The following is a 16,041-nucleotide window of genomic DNA, read 5'->3' on the forward strand; positions in this document are numbered from 1 at the left end:
TCTTATGTGTCCTTGTTGATGCTCTGGCCTCAGAGGCGAGCGAAATCGTTAAACAGCGCAATGCCCATCAATAACATCAGAATGGCGACGCCGATCCTGAAACCCACTTCCTGTATTTTCTCTGATACCGGCTTGCCGGTGACCGCTTCGATCAGGAAATAGACCAGATGGCCACCATCGAGCACCGGCAGGGGGAACAGATTGATAATCCCCAGGTTGACGCTGATCAGCGCCAGAAAACTCAAGAAATAGACCAGACCATAGTCGGCACTGCTGCCGGCGCCCTTGGCAATGGAGATGGGGCCGCTCAGGTTGTCCAGCGACACGATGCCACCGATCAACTTGCCAATCATGTCAAAGGTGAGCGTGATCAGGCTCCAGGTCTTGTCCGCACCATGCCACAGCGCCTGCAAAGGCCCATACTGTAACAGAATTCGATATTCATCCGGTAATGGAACCAGTTGCGGTGAGAGACCGACGAATCCTACCAGCTTGCCCTGCATCTTGCGGCTATCCGGAGTCAGGGTCACGTTGAGATCACTGTTGTTGCGCTCAACCACCACTTGCAGGGGTTCACCCGGTGCCTGCTGCACCAGCTCGACAAACTGGGCCCACGCGGTAATAGGCTGATCGCCGACCTGTTTGATACGGTCACCAACCTGCAGCCCCGCCTTTTCACTGGCACTCTTGGCCACCACGGCAGCCACGACTGGCAGCACTTTGCCACTCAGGGGGACGATCCCCAAGCTGCCGATGGGCGACTCTTTATCCGGATCGAAGGTCCAGCCGGTCAGCGACAAGGTTTTCTCGGTGGCATAGCTGGTATTGGGTGCCTGCACCTTTAGAGTCAGAGCATCATCACCCAAATGACTGATAAGGGCGTAAGTGACGCTCTCCCAATCGCCGGTCTGCTCATCGCCGACCCCGACAATCTCCATCCCCGGCAGCACACCCGCCTCGGCAACGATGGATGCAGGACGCACTTCACCGATCACCGGCTTGACGCTCGGCACCCCGATGATAAACATCAGCCAGAGGGCAAACAGGGCAAAAACGAAGTTGGCCATGGGACCTGCGGCGACAATCGCCATCCGCGCCCAGACACTCTTGTGGTTGAAGGCATACTGCTCGTCACCGGGCTTGAGTTCATCGACCCGGCCATCGAGCATCTTGACGTAACCACCGAGGGGAATGAGCGCCAGCACATATTCGGTGCCATCCTTGCCCATCCGGCGCCAGATCGCCTTGCCAAAACCGATGGAGAAGCGCTCAACCTTGACGCCACAGCGACGGGCCACCCAGAAGTGGCCAAACTCGTGCACCGCGACCAGCAGGCCCAGCGCAACAACAAAGGCACCGATATTCCACAACACACCGCCCATCAGCCAAGCTCCTCAATCAAAATGTGAGCACGGGCTCTTGCCGCACCGTCCAGGGCAAACAGATCATCGAGCGAGCCGACTGCGCTGCTCTCCAGCGCCAGCATCACTGCCTCGTTGATCCGGGCAATATCCATAAAGCCGATACGCCCGGCCAGGAAGGCGGCAACCGCCTCTTCGTTGGCCGCATTGAGCGCAGTGGTCGCCGCTTGTCCCTTCTGGCAGGCATTGATGGCCAGCGCCAGACAGGGGTAGCGATCGTAATCAGGCCGGATAAAGCTGAACTCTCCGACATTGAAGAAATCCAAAGGTTCCACACTGGAGGGGATGCGATTGGGATAAGCCAGCGCATGGGCGATGGGGGTACACATATCCGGATTGCCAAGCTGGGCCAGCACGGAGCCATCCTTGTACTGCACCATGGAGTGGATCACCGACTGCGGGTGGATCACCACCTGGATCTGCTCTGGCGCTGCATTGAACAGCCAGCGCGCTTCGATGTACTCCAGCCCCTTGTTGATCATGGTGGCGGAGTCGACCGAAATCTTGGCCCCCATCGACCAGTTGGGATGCGCGATGGCCTGCGCCGGTGTCACCTTGGCCAGCTCGCCGATCTCGGTGTAACGGAACGGGCCGCCGGAACCGGTCAGCAAAATCTTGCTGATCCCCGCCGCCGCCAGATCGCAAAAACCGGGCTGGCGCTGCACGGCAGTCGGCAGACACTGGAAGATGGCATTGTGTTCGCTGTCGATGGGCAGCAGCTCGGCGCCATGCTCGCGCACGGCCTCCATGAAGAAAGCACCGGACATCACCAGCGCCTCCTTGTTGGCCAGCAAAATACGCTTGCCGGCACGTACCGCGGCCATGGTCGGGGCCAGTCCGGCCGCACCGACGATGGCGGCCATCACGCTATGGGCGTCGGGGTGAGCGGCCACATCGCAAAGGGCGGCGGCACCAGACATGACCCGGGTCGCACAGCCGTGCGCTTTCAGACGGGCAGCCAGTTCACGGGCGGCATCCTCATCGACCATCACGGCAAAACGGGGGGAGAATTCGAGGCAGTCCCGCAACATGGCATCCACGTTGCGGGCAGCGGTCAACGCCAACACTTGCCAACTGCCCGGGTTATGGCGCAGCACTTTCAAGGTACTCTGACCAATGGAGCCAGAGGCCCCCAGAATAACCAGTGACTTGTGCATCAAAACTCCTGACTGAGTAGCAGATAACTGAGCAGAAACACCGGCAGGGCGGCGGTCAGGCTGTCGATCCGGTCGAGAATGCCGCCATGACCCGGCAACAGGGTGCCGGAGTCCTTGATGCCCGCCTCGCGCTTGAACATGCTCTCGGTCAGATCACCGAGCACGGAAGCAAGCACCGCCAACAGAGAGCAAAACAGCACGGTGATCATCTTGGCAGGAACAAATCCCATCGACCAGGTGACACCGATGGCCAGCAGGCTGGCGGTAAAGAGGCCACCACACATTCCTTCGATGGTCTTGCCCGGACTGACGGCGGGGGCAAGCTTGTGCTTACCGAACGCCTTGCCGAAAAAATACGCGCCAGAATCTGCCGCCCAGACCAGTCCCATCACGAACAACAGGATCCAGGCCCCCATCATGGGGTCATGGTAAAAGTTGTAACCACGGATGGCGACCAGCGACCAGAAGAAAGGAACCAGGGTCACCAGACCAAACAGCGACTTGAGCCAGATAGACTCTTTCCACAGTTTGGCGCTCTGGGGATAACGCAGCACCAGCAGCAGACCCAGCAGCCACCAGCTTACCGCTGTCCAGAGCACGCCCATCACGAGAGGGTGCAGGTGGGGCGTCCAGAGTTGCTCCACCGGCAGCCAAAAGAGGCTGGCACCAAGCAACAGACAAAATACGATGGGTAACCATTGCTGCGGAGCAGCAGAGACAAACCCGCTCCATTCGCGACTGGCCAACAAAAATACCAGTGCAGCCAACAGGGCAAAAAATTTCAATGGCAGAAAGAAGAGCGCCCCCAACACCAGGGGGATCAACATCAAAGCAGTAATAATTCGTTGTTTTAGCAAAAGAAACCTCTCTCTTGGGAGCGGGGTTTAGCCGGTCTGCTGCTCGGCGATCAATTCCCGTATCTGTTCACCGGTGCAACCGAAGCGACGCTCGCGGGCAACGAAAGAGGCAACCGCCTCACTGAACTCGGCCTCGTTGAAATCGGGCCACAATACCGGGGTAAAATAGAGCTCTGCATAGGCGAGCTGCCATAACACAAAGTTGCTGATGCGATGATCGCCACCGGTACGGATCAACAGGTCCACGGGTGGCAGATCGGCCATGCAAACCTCGCGGGTCAACATGGATTCATCAATGTCGTCAGCGGCCAGTTCACCGGCCGCGACCGCTTTAGCCAGCTTGCGGGCCGCCTGGGCGATATCCCACTGGCCGCCATAGTTGGCCGCAATGTTCAGGGTCAACCCCTTGTTATTGGCGGTCAAGGCTTCCGCCTTGGCGATTTTGGCCTGCAACCGCTCACTAAAGCGAGCAGTATCGCCAATCACCTTGAGCCGGATCCCGTTGTTGTGCAGTTTCTGCACCTCACGACCCAGCACTGTGATGAACAGTTCCATCAAGGCACTGACCTCCCCTTCCGGGCGGCGCCAGTTCTCGCTGGAGAATGCAAACAGGGTCAATGCCTCGATCTTGGCACGCGCAGCAAAGGTAACGGCCTCGCGCACTGACTTGACGCCCGCCTTGTGGCCATAAACCCGCATCTTGCCTCGGTTCTGGGCCCAGCGACCGTTACCATCCATGATGATGGCGACGTGACGGGGTAAAGACGAGTTGGCACTATCACCCAACGCAGCCAAAAGCGACATGTAATTCTCCCACAAAGACAAAAGCGCCGTGCAGGGGCACTACACGGCGCTCGTAATATACCTTTCAGACGGTTAGATTTCCATTAGCTCCTTCTCCTTTACGGCAAGGGCCTCATCGACCAGCTTGACGTAGGAGTCGGTCAGCTTCTGGATCTCTTCCTGGGCACGACGGTCGTCATCCTCGGAGATCTCTTTGTCCTTCAGCAACGCTTTGAAATCGGCGTTGGCGTCACGACGGATGTTGCGCACGGCAACACGGGCGTTTTCCGCTTCGGCACGGACGATCTTGGTCAGGTCACGACGGCGCTCTTCGGTCAGCGGCGGCAGCGGCACACGCAGGGTCTGGCCATTGCTGGACGGGTTCAGGCCCAGATCGGAGGTCAGGATCGCCTTCTCTACCGCCTGGATCATGGAGCGGTCAAAAATGGAGATGGAGAGGGTGCGAGCATCTTCTGCCACGACGTTGGCCAACTGTTTCAGCGGAGTGGCTGCACCGTAATACTCAACCTGGATGCCATCGAGCAGGCTCGGGTGAGCGCGTCCGGTACGGATCTTGGACATTTGGGTCTTGAGCGCTTCTACGCTCTTGCCCATACGGTCCTTGGCGTCGTTTTTAATCTCGTTGATCACAGTGGTTTTCCTTTTGGCGAACGAGCCGTTACACGGCCCGTGTCTATCTTATTTACTGACGTGATGGATAGGATAAAAGCGCCAGGCGGCTCACTTTTATCTTATTTACCAACGTGGTGGATCAGAGTGCCTTCCGGTTCACCCATGATGACCCGGCGCAGGGCGCCCGGTTTGTTCATGTTGAACACACGGATCGGCAAATCATGGTCACGTGCCAGGGTAAAGGCAGCAAGATCCATCACCTTGAGCTCTTTTTCAAGAACTTCATCATAACTCAGTTCATGATACAGCACGGCATCCGGATTCTTGACCGGATCTTCGTTGTATACACCATCGACCTTGGTGGCTTTGAGCACCACGTCAGCTTCGATCTCGATCCCGCGCAGGCAAGCCGCAGAATCGGTAGTGAAGAAGGGGTTGCCGGTACCGGCAGAGAAGATAACAACTTTGCCAGCGCGCAGCTGGCTGATTGCCTCGGCCCAGCTGTAGGAGTCGCAGACGCCTTGCAGGGAGATGGCAGACATCAGACGGGCATTCACATAAGCACGATGCAGGGCATCACGCATGGCCAGACCGTTCATCACGGTTGCCAGCATACCCATGTGGTCGCCCACCACGCGGTTCATGCCCGCTTTGGCAAGACCGGCACCACGGAACAGGTTGCCGCCACCGATGACCAGACCGACCTGAACCCCCAACTCAACCAGTTCTTTGATCTCTTGGGCCATCCGCTCCAGCACCGCCGGATCAATGCCGAAACCCTCGGATCCTTGCAGGGCTTCACCACTCAACTTCAGAAGAACACGTCTGTATGCAGGTTTGGGATTGGTACTCATGTCACTGATTCCTGGTCATATAAAGACCGCGACATAAGTCGCGGTCTGGGGAAACGGAAAAACCGGTTCGATTAGGCCTTTTGAGCGGCCGCGATTTGGGCTGCAACTTCAGCAGCGAAATCGGTCTCTTGCTTCTCGATGCCTTCGCCCACTTCGAAACGGGTGAAGGAGACAACGTCAGCGCCTTCTTTCTTCAGCAGCTCGGCAACGGTCATGGAAGGATCTTTCACGAACGGTTGACCAGTCAGGGAAACCTCACCGGTGAACTTCTTCATGCGGCCTTCAACCATCTTCTCGGCGATCTCTTTCGGCTTGCCGGAGTTGATGGCGATGTCGATCTGGATTTCGCGCTCTTTGGCAACGACTTCAGCAGACACGTCTTCAGGCTTGACGAATTGCGGGCTGTTGGCAGCAACGTGCATGGCCAGATCTTTGGCCAGCTCGGCAGAACCACCGGTCAGCTTGGTGATAACACCAATGCGGGAACCGTGAACGTAGGTACCCAGGTTGTCACCTTCAACCAGCATCACGCGACGCAGGTTCATGTTCTCACCGATCTTGGCGATCAGGTTGGTGATGGTCAGCTCGACGGATTCGCCGTTACCGAAGTCAGCGGCTTTCAGCGCGTCAACGTCAGCAATTTTCTGGGTCGCAGCGATGTCAGCGATCTTCTGGCCCATTGCCATGAAGCTGGCATCTTTGGCGACGAAGTCGGTTTCGCTGTTCAGCTCGATCATGACGGCAACGTTGCCTTCGGTGCGAGCAAAGATAACGCCTTCAGCGGCGATACGGCCCGCTTTCTTGGCGGCTTTGGCCTGACCGGATTTGCGCATGTTCTCAATTGCCAGCTCGATATCACCAGCAGCTTCTTCCAGTGCTTTTTTGCAATCCATCATGCCAGCGGCAGTGCGCTCGCGCAGTTCTTTTACCAGGGCGGCAGTAACGTTAGCCATGTCCAGTATCCTCGGTCTTGAATTGACAAGAAACAGGGGCCACAAGGGCCCCTGCTAACCAATTACATCAGCTTGGTTAATAAGGGCTTTACAGTCCTTATCAATTACTCAGCTTCAACGAAGCCATCTTGTTCGGCTTGAACAACGATGTCCTGAGCGCGAGCTTCCAGTACGGTGTCAGCAGCAGCATTCAGGTACAGCTGTACGGCACGGATAGCGTCGTCGTTACCCGGGATGACATAGTCAACGCCGTCCGGGTTGGAGTTGGTATCAACGATGGAAACTACCGGGATACCCAGGTTGTTGGCTTCTTTGATAGCGATGTGCTCGTGGTCGGCATCGACAACGAACAGAACGTCAGGCAGGCCGCCCATGTTCTTGATACCACCCAGGCTCTTCTCCAGCTTTTCCATTTCGCGAGTACGCATCAGCGCCTCTTTCTTGGTCAGCTTGTCGAAGGTACCGTCTTGGCTCTGGGTTTCCAGATCTTTCAGGCGCTTGATAGACTGACGAACGGTTTTCCAGTTGGTCAGCATACCGCCCAGCCAGCGGTGGTTTACATAGAACTGGTCGCAACGCTCAGCGGCTTCTTTGACGGCTTCAGACGCGGCACGCTTGGTACCTACGAACAGTACCTTGCCTTTCTTGGCAGCTACGGAGCTGATGAAGTTCATGGCATCGTCAAACATCGGAACGGTTTTTTCCAGGTTGATGATGTGAACTTTGCTGCGAGCACCGAAGATGTAGGATTTCATTTTCGGGTTCCAGTAACGAGTCTGGTGACCGAAGTGAACGCCGGCTTGCAGCATGTCGCGCATAGAAACTTTAGCCATTTTATACCTCTGTATGGGGTTAGGCCTCCACACATCCCATATAACCGACCCGTTAAGGCACCCCGGTATATGTGTCGATGTGTGTGTGTTATTGATTAAGGGTGATGAAATGGTGGACGCAAGTTCCCCATTCCGGCGCGCTTTATACCATAACTTTGCTCAGGACACCACCAGCCGACACCCGAAACGAGTGTAAATATGGATCCCGCCAGAGGATGCTGCGATGCCGATTTGACGTTGTGATGACAATCACACTGGAAGTACGCGGGGGTTGCGGATAAAATTTTGCCCTGATTGCAAACGCATCTATTTTTCATTACCTGTCCTGTCTGCCCTCGCAGGCCCAGCGGCAGTCCGCAAGAGAGATCCCATGTCCATTAAAATCAAGACACCGGAAGAGATTGAAAAGATGCGCGTTGCCGGCCAATTGGCCGCCGATGTGCTGGTCATGATTGCGCCCCATGTCAAAGCTGGCGTCACCACTGACGAACTGAACACCCTCTGCCACGACTATATTGTCGACGTACAACAGGCGGTGCCAGCTCCGCTCAACTACCACGGCTTCCCCAAATCCATCTGCACCTCGGTGAACGATGTGATCTGCCACGGCATCCCGAACCACAAGAAGCTGCGTGATGGCGACATCATCAACCTCGACATCACCGTTATCAAGGATGGCTACCACGGCGATACCTCGGCCATGTTCATCGTGGGTGAAACCACCCCGCTGCGCCGCCAGCTCTGCAAAGTTGCGCAAGAAAGCCTCTACGCTGCCATCAAGACGGTGCGTCCGGGTGCCTGCATTACCGAGATTGGCGCCGTTATTCAGCCCATCGTCGAGAAGGCTGGTTTCTCCGTGGTGCGTGACTACTGCGGTCACGGCATCGGTGCCGAATTCCACGAAGAGCCGCAGATCCTCCACTACCGCAACAGCGGCAAGCAGGAGCTGAAAGCGGGCATGTGCTTCACCATCGAGCCCATGGTCAACAGCAAGAAGTATCACTGCAAGGTCAATCCGAAGGATGGCTGGACCGTGACCACCAAGGATGGCGGCGACTCCGCCCAGTGGGAGCACACCCTGCTGGTGACCGAGGATGGCTGCGAGGTGCTCACCCTGCGCCCCGATGACACTATCGACCGCTTCATCAAACACAGCTAACATCGAACCCCGGCCCTGAACTTCCAAAGCGCCGGGGTTTTTACTTCTGTTTCAGCCATTTGCCTGCCACTTGCGTGTGAGATGCCATGGACGCCAGCCTGCTTTCCCCCCATTTGTTACCCGATGACCAGCTCACTCGCGACAACTGCAAAGAGTACCTGAGCCGCTTTCTCGGCTGGCTGCACGCCCGTTTCGATGCCGGTGACAACATCATCGAGCTGGTTGCCACCCGCTCCGAATACATGGATCAGCTGCTCTGCCGCCTTTGGCAGAAGTTCGGCTTCGACAAGAGCGACCTCACCCTGATCGCGGTGGGGGGCTATGGCCGCGGCGAGCTGCACCCCCACTCCGATATCGACCTGCTGATCCTCTATGACGGCGACGAGCTGGACGAGGTGTTGGGACTGCGCATCGGCGAGTTCATCACCCTGCTGTGGGATCTCAAGCTGGAGGTGGGTCAGGCAGTGCGCAACGTGGCGGAGTGCCTCGAGCAGGGCAAGGCTGACATCACGGTGGCCACCAACCTGATCGAGGCCCGCTATATCACCGGTCGCCAAGAGGGGTTCCGGCAACTGAAAGAGGCCACCGGCCCCCAGCACTTCTGGCCGAGCGAAGCCTTCTTTCGCGCCAAGCGCCAGGAGCAGGCGGAGCGCCATCGGCAGTTTCTCGGTACCGCCTACAAGCTGGAGCCCGATCTCAAGAGCAATCCGGGTGGCCTGCGGGATATTCAGACCCTCGCCTGGGTCGCCCGCCGCCACTTTGGCGCCACCACCTTGTTCGAGATGACCAGCCACGGCTTTCTCAACCGCGCCGAGTATCGCGAACTGCTCGACTGCCAGAATTTTCTCTGGAAGGTGCGCTTCGCCCTGCACATGGCCATCAACAAGGGAGATAACCGCCTGCTGTTCGATCGCCAGCGCACCGTGGCCCAGATGTTGGGGTTCGAGGGGGAAGGCAACACTCCGGTCGAGCAGATGATGAAACGCTTCTATCAGACGGTACGGCGGGTCTCCGAGCTCAACGAGATGCTGCTGCAGCTGTTTGACGAGGCGATCCTCGGCAACACCGCCATGGATGTGCGCCGCCTCTCCGACGAGTTCCAGCTCCGTGGCCGCCTCATCGATGCGGTGGATGCGGAGCTGTTTAGTCGTGAACCGGCCGCTATCCTGCGCCTCTTCTATCAGATGGCCCAGCATCCCGAGATTGCGGGCATCCACTCCGCCACCTTGCGCCAACTGCGCGAGGCGCGCCGCAAACTCAACTGCTGGTTGCAAGACTTGCCCGACTGCCGTCGCCTCTTTATGGCGCTGCTGCGCCACCCCAACGGCATCGGCCTGCCGCTCACCCTGATGCACAAGTACGGCATCCTCGCCGCCTATCTGCCGCAGTGGAACTTGATCGTCGGCCAGATGCAGTTCGACATGTTCCACGCCTACACGGTGGATGAGCACACCCACCGGCTGCTCAAGAACATTCATCAGTTTCCCAATCCGGCCAGTCGCCAGAGCCACCCGCTCTGCCACGAGGTCTTCACCCGGCTGCGCAAACCGGAGCTGCTCAGCATCGCAGCCCTGTTCCACGACATCGCCAAGGGGCGGCGCGGCGATCATTCGGAGCTCGGCGCCGTCGATGCGTTGGAGTTCTGCCAGCTGCACGGTCTGGACCGCTACGAGAGCCGACTGGTCGCCTGGCTGGTGCGCCACCATCTGCTGATGTCGGTCACCGCCCAGCGCCGTGACATCTATGACCCCGACGTGGTCACCGACTTTGCCCAGAAGGTGCGCGACGAGCAGCATCTCGACCTGCTCTACTGCCTTACCGTGGCTGATATCTGCGCCACCAACGATACCCTGTGGAACGACTGGAAGGGCACCCTGCTGCGGGAGCTCTACTTCGCCACCCAAAAGGCGCTGCGCCAAGGGCTGGAGAACCCGCCCGACATGCGGCTGCGCATTCGCGAAAACCAGCGTCAGGCCAAGCAACTGCTGGCACAACGGGATGTATCGATCGATGCGATCAATCAGCTCTGGGCCGATTTCAAGGCCGACTACTTCCTGCGTCACAGCCCGGAGCAGATCGCCTGGCACTGCCGCCACATCATCGAGCATGGCGACAATCCGGCACCGCTGGTGATCATCGGCAAACACCCGACCCGCGGCGGCAGCGAGGTGTTTATCTACTGCCGCGATACCCCGAATCTGTTTGCTACCGTGGCCTCGGCGCTGGATCAGAAGAATCTCAACATCCACGACGCCCAGATCATGAACTCGCGCAGCAACTATGTGCTCGATACCTTCGTGGTGCTGGAGCCGAGCGGCGAACCTATCAGCCCCAACCGCACCGCCACCATCAAGAAGGCGCTGGAGAAGGCGCTGCAGGAGCCGGGCAAGCTGGTGCTGCGCAACAAGCCGCTGTCGCGGCGCCACCGCCAGTTCAGCGTGCCGACCCGGGTGGTCTTCCTGCCCCGCTCTTCGCCCACTAAAGGGGAGAGCCGCCACACCCTGCTGGAGCTGACCGCCCTCGATACCCCCGGCCTGCTGGCGCGGATCGGCGCGGTATTCCAGCAGTGCGGACTGTCGCTGCACGCCGCCAAAATTGCCACTTTCGGTGAGAGGGTAGAGGACTTTTTCAGCCTGACCAGCCTCGATGGCGAACCATTGACCGCCGAACAGCAACAGCAGCTGGAAGAGCGACTGGTGCACCAGCTCAATCCCCAGCAGTCGGTGCTGGATTAAGTGAAACGTGATTCGAAAGAGGCTGGTTATCGGACGTTTTTTGCCATGCCAAACAACTGGTTGGCGCACACCGGATGAAGAAATGGTCGCTGGCCGGAAGAATTCCGGTCAACCCCTTAAAAACAGTCGGAAAAGTGTGATACAACAAACAGAATTTTTTAAAGGAAACCTGTCATGACCGAGTTGCAACAGATCATTGAAGCGGCCTTCGAGCGCCGCGACACCATTACTCCGGGCTCCGTGGATAGCGCCACTAAGTCCGCCATCCTGCAAGCCATCGACCTGCTGGACTCCGGCAAGGCGCGGGTTGCCGAGAAGATCGCCGGTGAGTGGGTTGTCCATCAGTGGTTGAAGAAAGCGGTACTGCTCTACTTCCGCATCAACGACAACGGCATCATCAAGGGCGACGATGCCCAGTACTACGACAAGGTTCCCCTCAAGTTCTCAAACTACACCGCCGAGCAGTTTAAGGAAGCGGGTGTGCGCGTGGTGCCGCCGGCAACCGCCCGCAAAGGCTCCTTTATCGCCCCCAATACCGTGCTGATGCCCTCCTATGTCAACATCGGCGCCTTCGTTGATGAAGGTACCATGGTCGATACCTGGGCCACCGTCGGCTCTTGCGCCCAGATCGGTAAAAACGTGCACCTCTCCGGCGGCGTCGGCATCGGCGGCGTGCTGGAGCCACTGCAAGCCAACCCGACCATTATCGAAGACAACTGCTTTATCGGTGCCCGCTCCGAAGTGGTTGAAGGGGTCATCGTCGAGGAAGGTTCCGTCATCTCCATGGGCGTCTTCATCGGCCAGTCCACCCGCATCTATGACCGCGAAACCGGCGAGATCCACTACGGCCGCGTACCGGCTGGCTCCGTGGTCGTCTCCGGCTCCCTGCCCTCCAAATGCGGCAAGTACAGCCTCTACGCGGCGGTGATCGTCAAGAAGGTTGATGCCAAGACTCGCGCCAAAGTCGGCATCAACGCTCTGCTGCGCTCCATCGACGAGTAATCAGCATTGCTGTGATGAAAAGGGCGCCTGATGGCGCCCTTTTCATTTTGGCGCCCCTGTCACAGGCAAGCCATGAGGCATAGGTTAAGATGGATGGGACAGGATCGTTTCAAACCGAGGAAGCCTGATGTACGAGAATCTGAAGAGCCTGGGGATCCAGGATCCCGCCTCCGTCGACAGCTACACCCTGCGCCAGGAGGCCAACCACGACATCCTCAAGATCTACTTCAAGAAGCAGAAGGGCGAGTTCTTCGCCAAGAGTGTCAAATTCAAGTATCCCCGCCAGCGCAAGACCATGCTGGTTGACTCGGGCACCCATGAGTACAAGGATGTCACCGAGATCAACGCCAACCTCAAGTATGTGGTGGATGAGCTGGACAACCTGACCCAGGGCGTCCATCAGCAGACCGACCCGGACATCAAGCAGAAGATCCTGCGCGACCTGCGCCATCTGGAAAAAGTGGTACAGAACAAGATCAGCGAAATTGAACGGGATCTGGAGAAACTCTAATCCCCTCGACTCGACAACAGAGCGCCCTGGTGGCGCTCTTTTTATTGGCTGACTTTATATAGGTTTATCAGGTGATGACATGCGATAAGGCGAGCGAGGCACAACGCCGACAGAAGGTATCCCGTTACACATCGCATCTTGGGCAACGAGACTCCTGCCGAGCTCGACCTGCTGTGACTCGCACGATCCATAACCAGAAATAGCAAGAGGGAGGCTTTCGCCTCCCTCTTCAAGCACTCTGGTATTCAGGCAACAGGATTAGTTGCTCTTCATCCAGATATCCATGTCGGTTTTCAGGTTGTCGGACTTGGTACCGAAGATGGCTTGTACGCCGGAACCAGCCACTACCACACCGGCAGCACCCAGTTTCTTCAGACCAGCCTGGTCAACTTTAGCCACATCTTTCACGCCAACACGCAGACGGGTGATGCAGGCATCCAGAGAAGCGATGTTCTCTTTACCACCGAAGGCGGCAACCAGAGCAGCAGACATCTCGTCTTTGCCTTGGCCAACGGTCTCTTCAGCAGTCTCGTCTTCACGACCCGGGGTTTTCAGGTCCATGGCTCGGATAACGAAGCTGAATACGACGTAGTAGATGGCAGCGTACACCAGACCCAGACCGACCAGCAGCAGCATGTTGTCGGCACGCGGCGATTGCACCACAAAGTCGATGAAGCCGTTAGAGAAGGTGTGACCGTGTACGATACCCAGGGTGTTGGTCAGCACGTAAGCCAGACCAGCCAGTACAGCGTGGATTGCGTACAGAACCGGAGCGATGAACAGGAAGGAGAATTCAATCGGCTCGGTGATACCGGTCAGGAAAGAGGTCAGGGCAGCAGAGGCCATGATACCAACGATCTTGGCGCGGTTTTCCGGCTTGGCAGCGTGAGCAATAGCGAACGCAGCAGCAGGCAGACCGAACATTTTGAACAGATAACCACCAGCCAGCTGACCGAAGCCGTTACCGGCAGCGCGGGAAGCGTCATCAGCAGTCAGGAAGCAGGTCATGATACCGTGAACAGTTTCACCAGCACCGTTGACGCAGGTACCAGCCTGATAGAAGAACGGTACGTTCCAGATGTGGTGCAGACCGAACGGGATCAGGGAGCGCTCAACCACGCCGTAGATACCGAAGGCCAGTACCGGGTTCTGGTTGGCGGCCCAGTCAGAGAAGGCGCCGATAGCGCCACCCACTGGCGGCCAAACTACGGACAGGATCACACCCAGACCGATGGAGACAAAACCGGTGATGATGGGTACGGCACGCTTGCCGGCGAAGAAGCCCAGATACTCAGGCAACTGGATCTTGTAGAAGCGGTTGAAGGCCCAGGCAGCGACACCACCGGCCAGGATACCACCCAGCACGCCGGTTTCGATGGTTTCAACACCCATCACAGGCGCCATGACCTTCAGGGTGGCGACCATGATGCCGTAGCCAACGATGGCTGACAGGCCGGATACGCCGTCGTTATTGGTAAAGCCCAGAGCAACACCCACTGCGAACAGCAGGGCCATCTGACCAAATACGGAACCACCAGCTTGCTCCATCAATTGGGAGACAATTTCTGGCAACCAGCTGAAGTGGGCAGCACCCACCCCCAGCAGAATACCTGCGACCGGCAAGACTGATACTGGCAGCATCAGCGCCTTACCAACCTTTTGCAGATTAGAGAAAGCATTTTTGAACATTGTGTGCGCTCCTGAATGGATTGTCTTCCCTGAACGATCTATCAGAATGAAATAACCACTAATTCATCCAGATATCTTCGAGTCGGGCATGTTTATTTTGACCATCAGAATATAACCCAGCGGGTCATAAATTGCTGCTTTCAGAAGCGGGGGAATATTGAATTTGGAGGGAAGATCACAACTTGTTTAGCGGCTAAAAAATGCCTCTAATATAAGTTAATAATCTGCATTATCACTCTATTACAAACATATATAAATTGCAGTTTCACTTTGTATTTTAACAATGCAATTTACATCAAACGGAAACTCATTGTAACCCAATGTAACGGCGTGATTTTTATTTATTACAGTCTACCGATTAAAAAGGCCTCCAACAAGGGAGGCCTCAACAAATATATCTGACCAGCAAACGGTCGTATTACTCTATTTTTGCGAGCGCTTGACCGCATCAATAAACACGGTTTTTGCTTTGGTTGAACCAGCCCGCTCGGCCTCGTTCACCAGCTTCATCGCCTTGTCGATATCCCCCGCCTTGACCGCTTTTTCGATCTGGCTCTGGTAGAAGGCTTCAGTTTCACTCAACATGGCAGGAGCAGGTTTGGCTGCGACCGCAGCTGTTGTAGTTGTGGTAACGGCTGCGGTAGTCGCTATCGCTGCAACCTGCTGACCCTGGCTCATAGCCACCTTGTCGGCATATTCGGGTTTGAATACCGCTTCAAGGCCACTCCCACGGGCCATATCTTTGACTTTGATCTGCACCAAACCCCACGGGGAGTGCGGGATCACCGGATCCTTGATATCAGGCTCAACGGTACCATTAGCACGAGCAAACGCTTTTGATGGATGAAGGATTGTTGTGCTGCCAGAGAGTTGGTCCGCAGGCGCATAGACGATCATGTATGTTTCGCTGGCCGGGTTGCCAGGCATGCTGCGGTCAACAAAAACACGTCCTTCGATACGGTCGTTATCGAGCAAGTGAGCAGGCTGATAGCTGAATACTGACTCACCCAGGACCCGAGTCACCTTGAACTCGGCATCCAGCATAATGACCTTGGGCACCATCACGGTTTTACTCACCTGTGATGCCAGGCTGATCGCCAGATTGCCGGTGTTGGTCGGCAAGCGATAAGCCGCAAAGTAACTCATCCCCTCATCAAACTGAAAAGTGGGTTGCTTGCCATCAATGGCCAGCAAGGTCTCACCTTCAGGCAAGGGGGCATAACTGAAATCTTTAAACGCCACACAGCAGCTTGAAGCTTTGGCCAACGCTTGCTTGGCTTGATCTGCATCGCTCAAGATCGAGCCATGTTCTTGCAGAGGAACAACCATGTTTCCGGCACAACCGGTTAATAGCGCAGTGATTACGGCTGCAATAGACATCTTTACCCGTTTCATTTTTCTTATCTCCATAATCCGGTGACCGTGATCCGGCGAAACAAAACTGCCCCCATAAG

Annotated in this window: 14 protein-coding genes; 4 read left to right on the top strand and 10 right to left on the bottom strand. The window is 56.8% G+C overall.

Going from position 1 to position 16,041, the window contains the following annotated elements; genetic code table 11:
• Window positions 1–29: 29 nt before the first annotated feature.
• The 8 genes from rseP to rpsB all read right to left on the bottom strand — a co-directional run bounded on the left by rseP (window position 30) and on the right by rpsB (window position 7,491).
• Window positions 30–1,382: a sigma E protease regulator RseP gene (gene rseP / locus ACW5W8_RS01840; RefSeq protein ID WP_498626144.1), complete on the bottom strand. Its 1,353-nt coding sequence runs from the start codon at window positions 1,380–1,382 to the stop codon at window positions 30–32.
• Entirely contained in the window at window positions 1,382–2,578 is a 1,197-nt protein-coding gene (gene ispC / locus ACW5W8_RS01845) for a 1-deoxy-D-xylulose-5-phosphate reductoisomerase (protein ID WP_498626145.1), read from the bottom strand. Before ispC ends, rseP begins: the two co-directional genes overlap by 1 nt.
• Window positions 2,578–3,435 carry a phosphatidate cytidylyltransferase gene (locus ACW5W8_RS01850; RefSeq protein WP_026034918.1) on the bottom strand — a complete coding sequence of 286 codons (858 nt, stop codon included), beginning with the start codon at window positions 3,433–3,435 and terminating at the stop codon, window positions 2,578–2,580. Before ACW5W8_RS01850 ends, ispC begins: the two co-directional genes overlap by 1 nt.
• 27 nt (window positions 3,436–3,462) lie before the next feature.
• Window positions 3,463–4,239 (bottom strand): polyprenyl diphosphate synthase, encoded by a 777-nt coding sequence (gene uppS / locus ACW5W8_RS01855; protein WP_498626146.1) that lies wholly within the window; start codon window positions 4,237–4,239, stop codon window positions 3,463–3,465.
• 72 nt (window positions 4,240–4,311) lie between these two features.
• Window positions 4,312–4,869, bottom strand: coding sequence for a ribosome recycling factor (gene frr / locus ACW5W8_RS01860; RefSeq protein WP_498626147.1), 558 nt, complete (start codon window positions 4,867–4,869; stop codon window positions 4,312–4,314).
• A 101-nt stretch (window positions 4,870–4,970) separates the two neighbouring features.
• Entirely contained in the window at window positions 4,971–5,705 is a 735-nt protein-coding gene (pyrH, locus tag ACW5W8_RS01865; protein ID WP_033137947.1) for a UMP kinase, read from the bottom strand.
• A 71-nt stretch (window positions 5,706–5,776) separates the two neighbouring features.
• Window positions 5,777–6,658 carry a translation elongation factor Ts gene (gene tsf / locus ACW5W8_RS01870; RefSeq protein ID WP_005338578.1) on the bottom strand — a complete coding sequence of 294 codons (882 nt, stop codon included), beginning with the start codon at window positions 6,656–6,658 and terminating at the stop codon, window positions 5,777–5,779.
• A 104-nt stretch (window positions 6,659–6,762) separates the two neighbouring features.
• Window positions 6,763–7,491: a 30S ribosomal protein S2 gene (gene rpsB, locus ACW5W8_RS01875; RefSeq protein WP_005303470.1), complete on the bottom strand. Its 729-nt coding sequence runs from the start codon at window positions 7,489–7,491 to the stop codon at window positions 6,763–6,765.
• A gap of 370 nt (window positions 7,492–7,861) precedes the next feature.
• On the opposite strand from rpsB, the gene map reads away from it, so the two are divergent.
• The 4 genes from map to ACW5W8_RS01895 all read left to right on the top strand — a co-directional run bounded on the left by map (window position 7,862) and on the right by ACW5W8_RS01895 (window position 12,898).
• Window positions 7,862–8,650, top strand: coding sequence for a type I methionyl aminopeptidase (gene map, locus ACW5W8_RS01880; RefSeq protein ID WP_498626148.1), 789 nt, complete (start codon window positions 7,862–7,864; stop codon window positions 8,648–8,650).
• Between the two features lie 86 nt (window positions 8,651–8,736).
• Window positions 8,737–11,385 carry a bifunctional uridylyltransferase/uridylyl-removing protein GlnD gene (gene glnD / locus ACW5W8_RS01885; RefSeq protein ID WP_498626149.1) on the top strand — a complete coding sequence of 883 codons (2,649 nt, stop codon included), beginning with the start codon at window positions 8,737–8,739 and terminating at the stop codon, window positions 11,383–11,385.
• Window positions 11,386–11,559: 174 nt separating this feature from the next.
• Window positions 11,560–12,387 carry a 2,3,4,5-tetrahydropyridine-2,6-dicarboxylate N-succinyltransferase gene (dapD, locus tag ACW5W8_RS01890; RefSeq protein ID WP_005338581.1) on the top strand — a complete coding sequence of 276 codons (828 nt, stop codon included), beginning with the start codon at window positions 11,560–11,562 and terminating at the stop codon, window positions 12,385–12,387.
• 127 nt (window positions 12,388–12,514) lie between these two features.
• On the top strand, window positions 12,515–12,898 hold the full coding sequence (locus ACW5W8_RS01895) for a DUF3461 family protein (RefSeq protein WP_498626150.1): 384 nt from the start codon (window positions 12,515–12,517) through the stop codon (window positions 12,896–12,898).
• Window positions 12,899–13,156: 258 nt separating this feature from the next.
• Here the strand turns inward: ACW5W8_RS01895 and ptsG are convergent, their stop codons facing one another.
• Both ptsG and ACW5W8_RS01905 read right to left on the bottom strand, forming a co-directional pair.
• Window positions 13,157–14,587 carry a PTS glucose transporter subunit IIBC gene (gene ptsG, locus ACW5W8_RS01900; protein ID WP_498626151.1) on the bottom strand — a complete coding sequence of 477 codons (1,431 nt, stop codon included), beginning with the start codon at window positions 14,585–14,587 and terminating at the stop codon, window positions 13,157–13,159.
• A 423-nt stretch (window positions 14,588–15,010) separates the two neighbouring features.
• Window positions 15,011–15,982 carry a MalM family protein gene (locus ACW5W8_RS01905; RefSeq protein WP_498626152.1) on the bottom strand — a complete coding sequence of 324 codons (972 nt, stop codon included), beginning with the start codon at window positions 15,980–15,982 and terminating at the stop codon, window positions 15,011–15,013.
• Between the last annotated feature and the right edge of the window lie 59 nt (window positions 15,983–16,041).

It is taken from the genome of Aeromonas aquatilis (genome assembly GCF_054052405.1).

What these genes read in the sequence shown, in the direction of transcription:
- glnD (WP_498626149.1), top strand. Translation starts at nt 8,737, where the DNA reads ATGGACGCCAGCCTGCTTTCCCCCCATTTGTTACCCGATGACCAGCTC.
- ACW5W8_RS01905 (WP_498626152.1), bottom strand. Translation starts at nt 15,982, where the DNA reads ATGAAACGGGTAAAGATGTCTATTGCAGCCGTAATCACTGCGCTATTA.
- uppS (WP_498626146.1), bottom strand. Translation starts at nt 4,239, where the DNA reads ATGTCGCTTTTGGCTGCGTTGGGTGATAGTGCCAACTCGTCTTTACCC.
- ptsG (WP_498626151.1), bottom strand. Translation starts at nt 14,587, where the DNA reads ATGTTCAAAAATGCTTTCTCTAATCTGCAAAAGGTTGGTAAGGCGCTG.
- dapD (WP_005338581.1), top strand. Translation starts at nt 11,560, where the DNA reads ATGACCGAGTTGCAACAGATCATTGAAGCGGCCTTCGAGCGCCGCGAC.
- rseP (WP_498626144.1), bottom strand. Translation starts at nt 1,382, where the DNA reads ATGGGCGGTGTGTTGTGGAATATCGGTGCCTTTGTTGTTGCGCTGGGC.
- map (WP_498626148.1), top strand. Translation starts at nt 7,862, where the DNA reads ATGTCCATTAAAATCAAGACACCGGAAGAGATTGAAAAGATGCGCGTT.
- pyrH (WP_033137947.1), bottom strand. Translation starts at nt 5,705, where the DNA reads ATGAGTACCAATCCCAAACCTGCATACAGACGTGTTCTTCTGAAGTTG.
- tsf (WP_005338578.1), bottom strand. Translation starts at nt 6,658, where the DNA reads ATGGCTAACGTTACTGCCGCCCTGGTAAAAGAACTGCGCGAGCGCACT.
- ispC (WP_498626145.1), bottom strand. Translation starts at nt 2,578, where the DNA reads ATGCACAAGTCACTGGTTATTCTGGGGGCCTCTGGCTCCATTGGTCAG.
- ACW5W8_RS01895 (WP_498626150.1), top strand. Translation starts at nt 12,515, where the DNA reads ATGTACGAGAATCTGAAGAGCCTGGGGATCCAGGATCCCGCCTCCGTC.
- rpsB (WP_005303470.1), bottom strand. Translation starts at nt 7,491, where the DNA reads ATGGCTAAAGTTTCTATGCGCGACATGCTGCAAGCCGGCGTTCACTTC.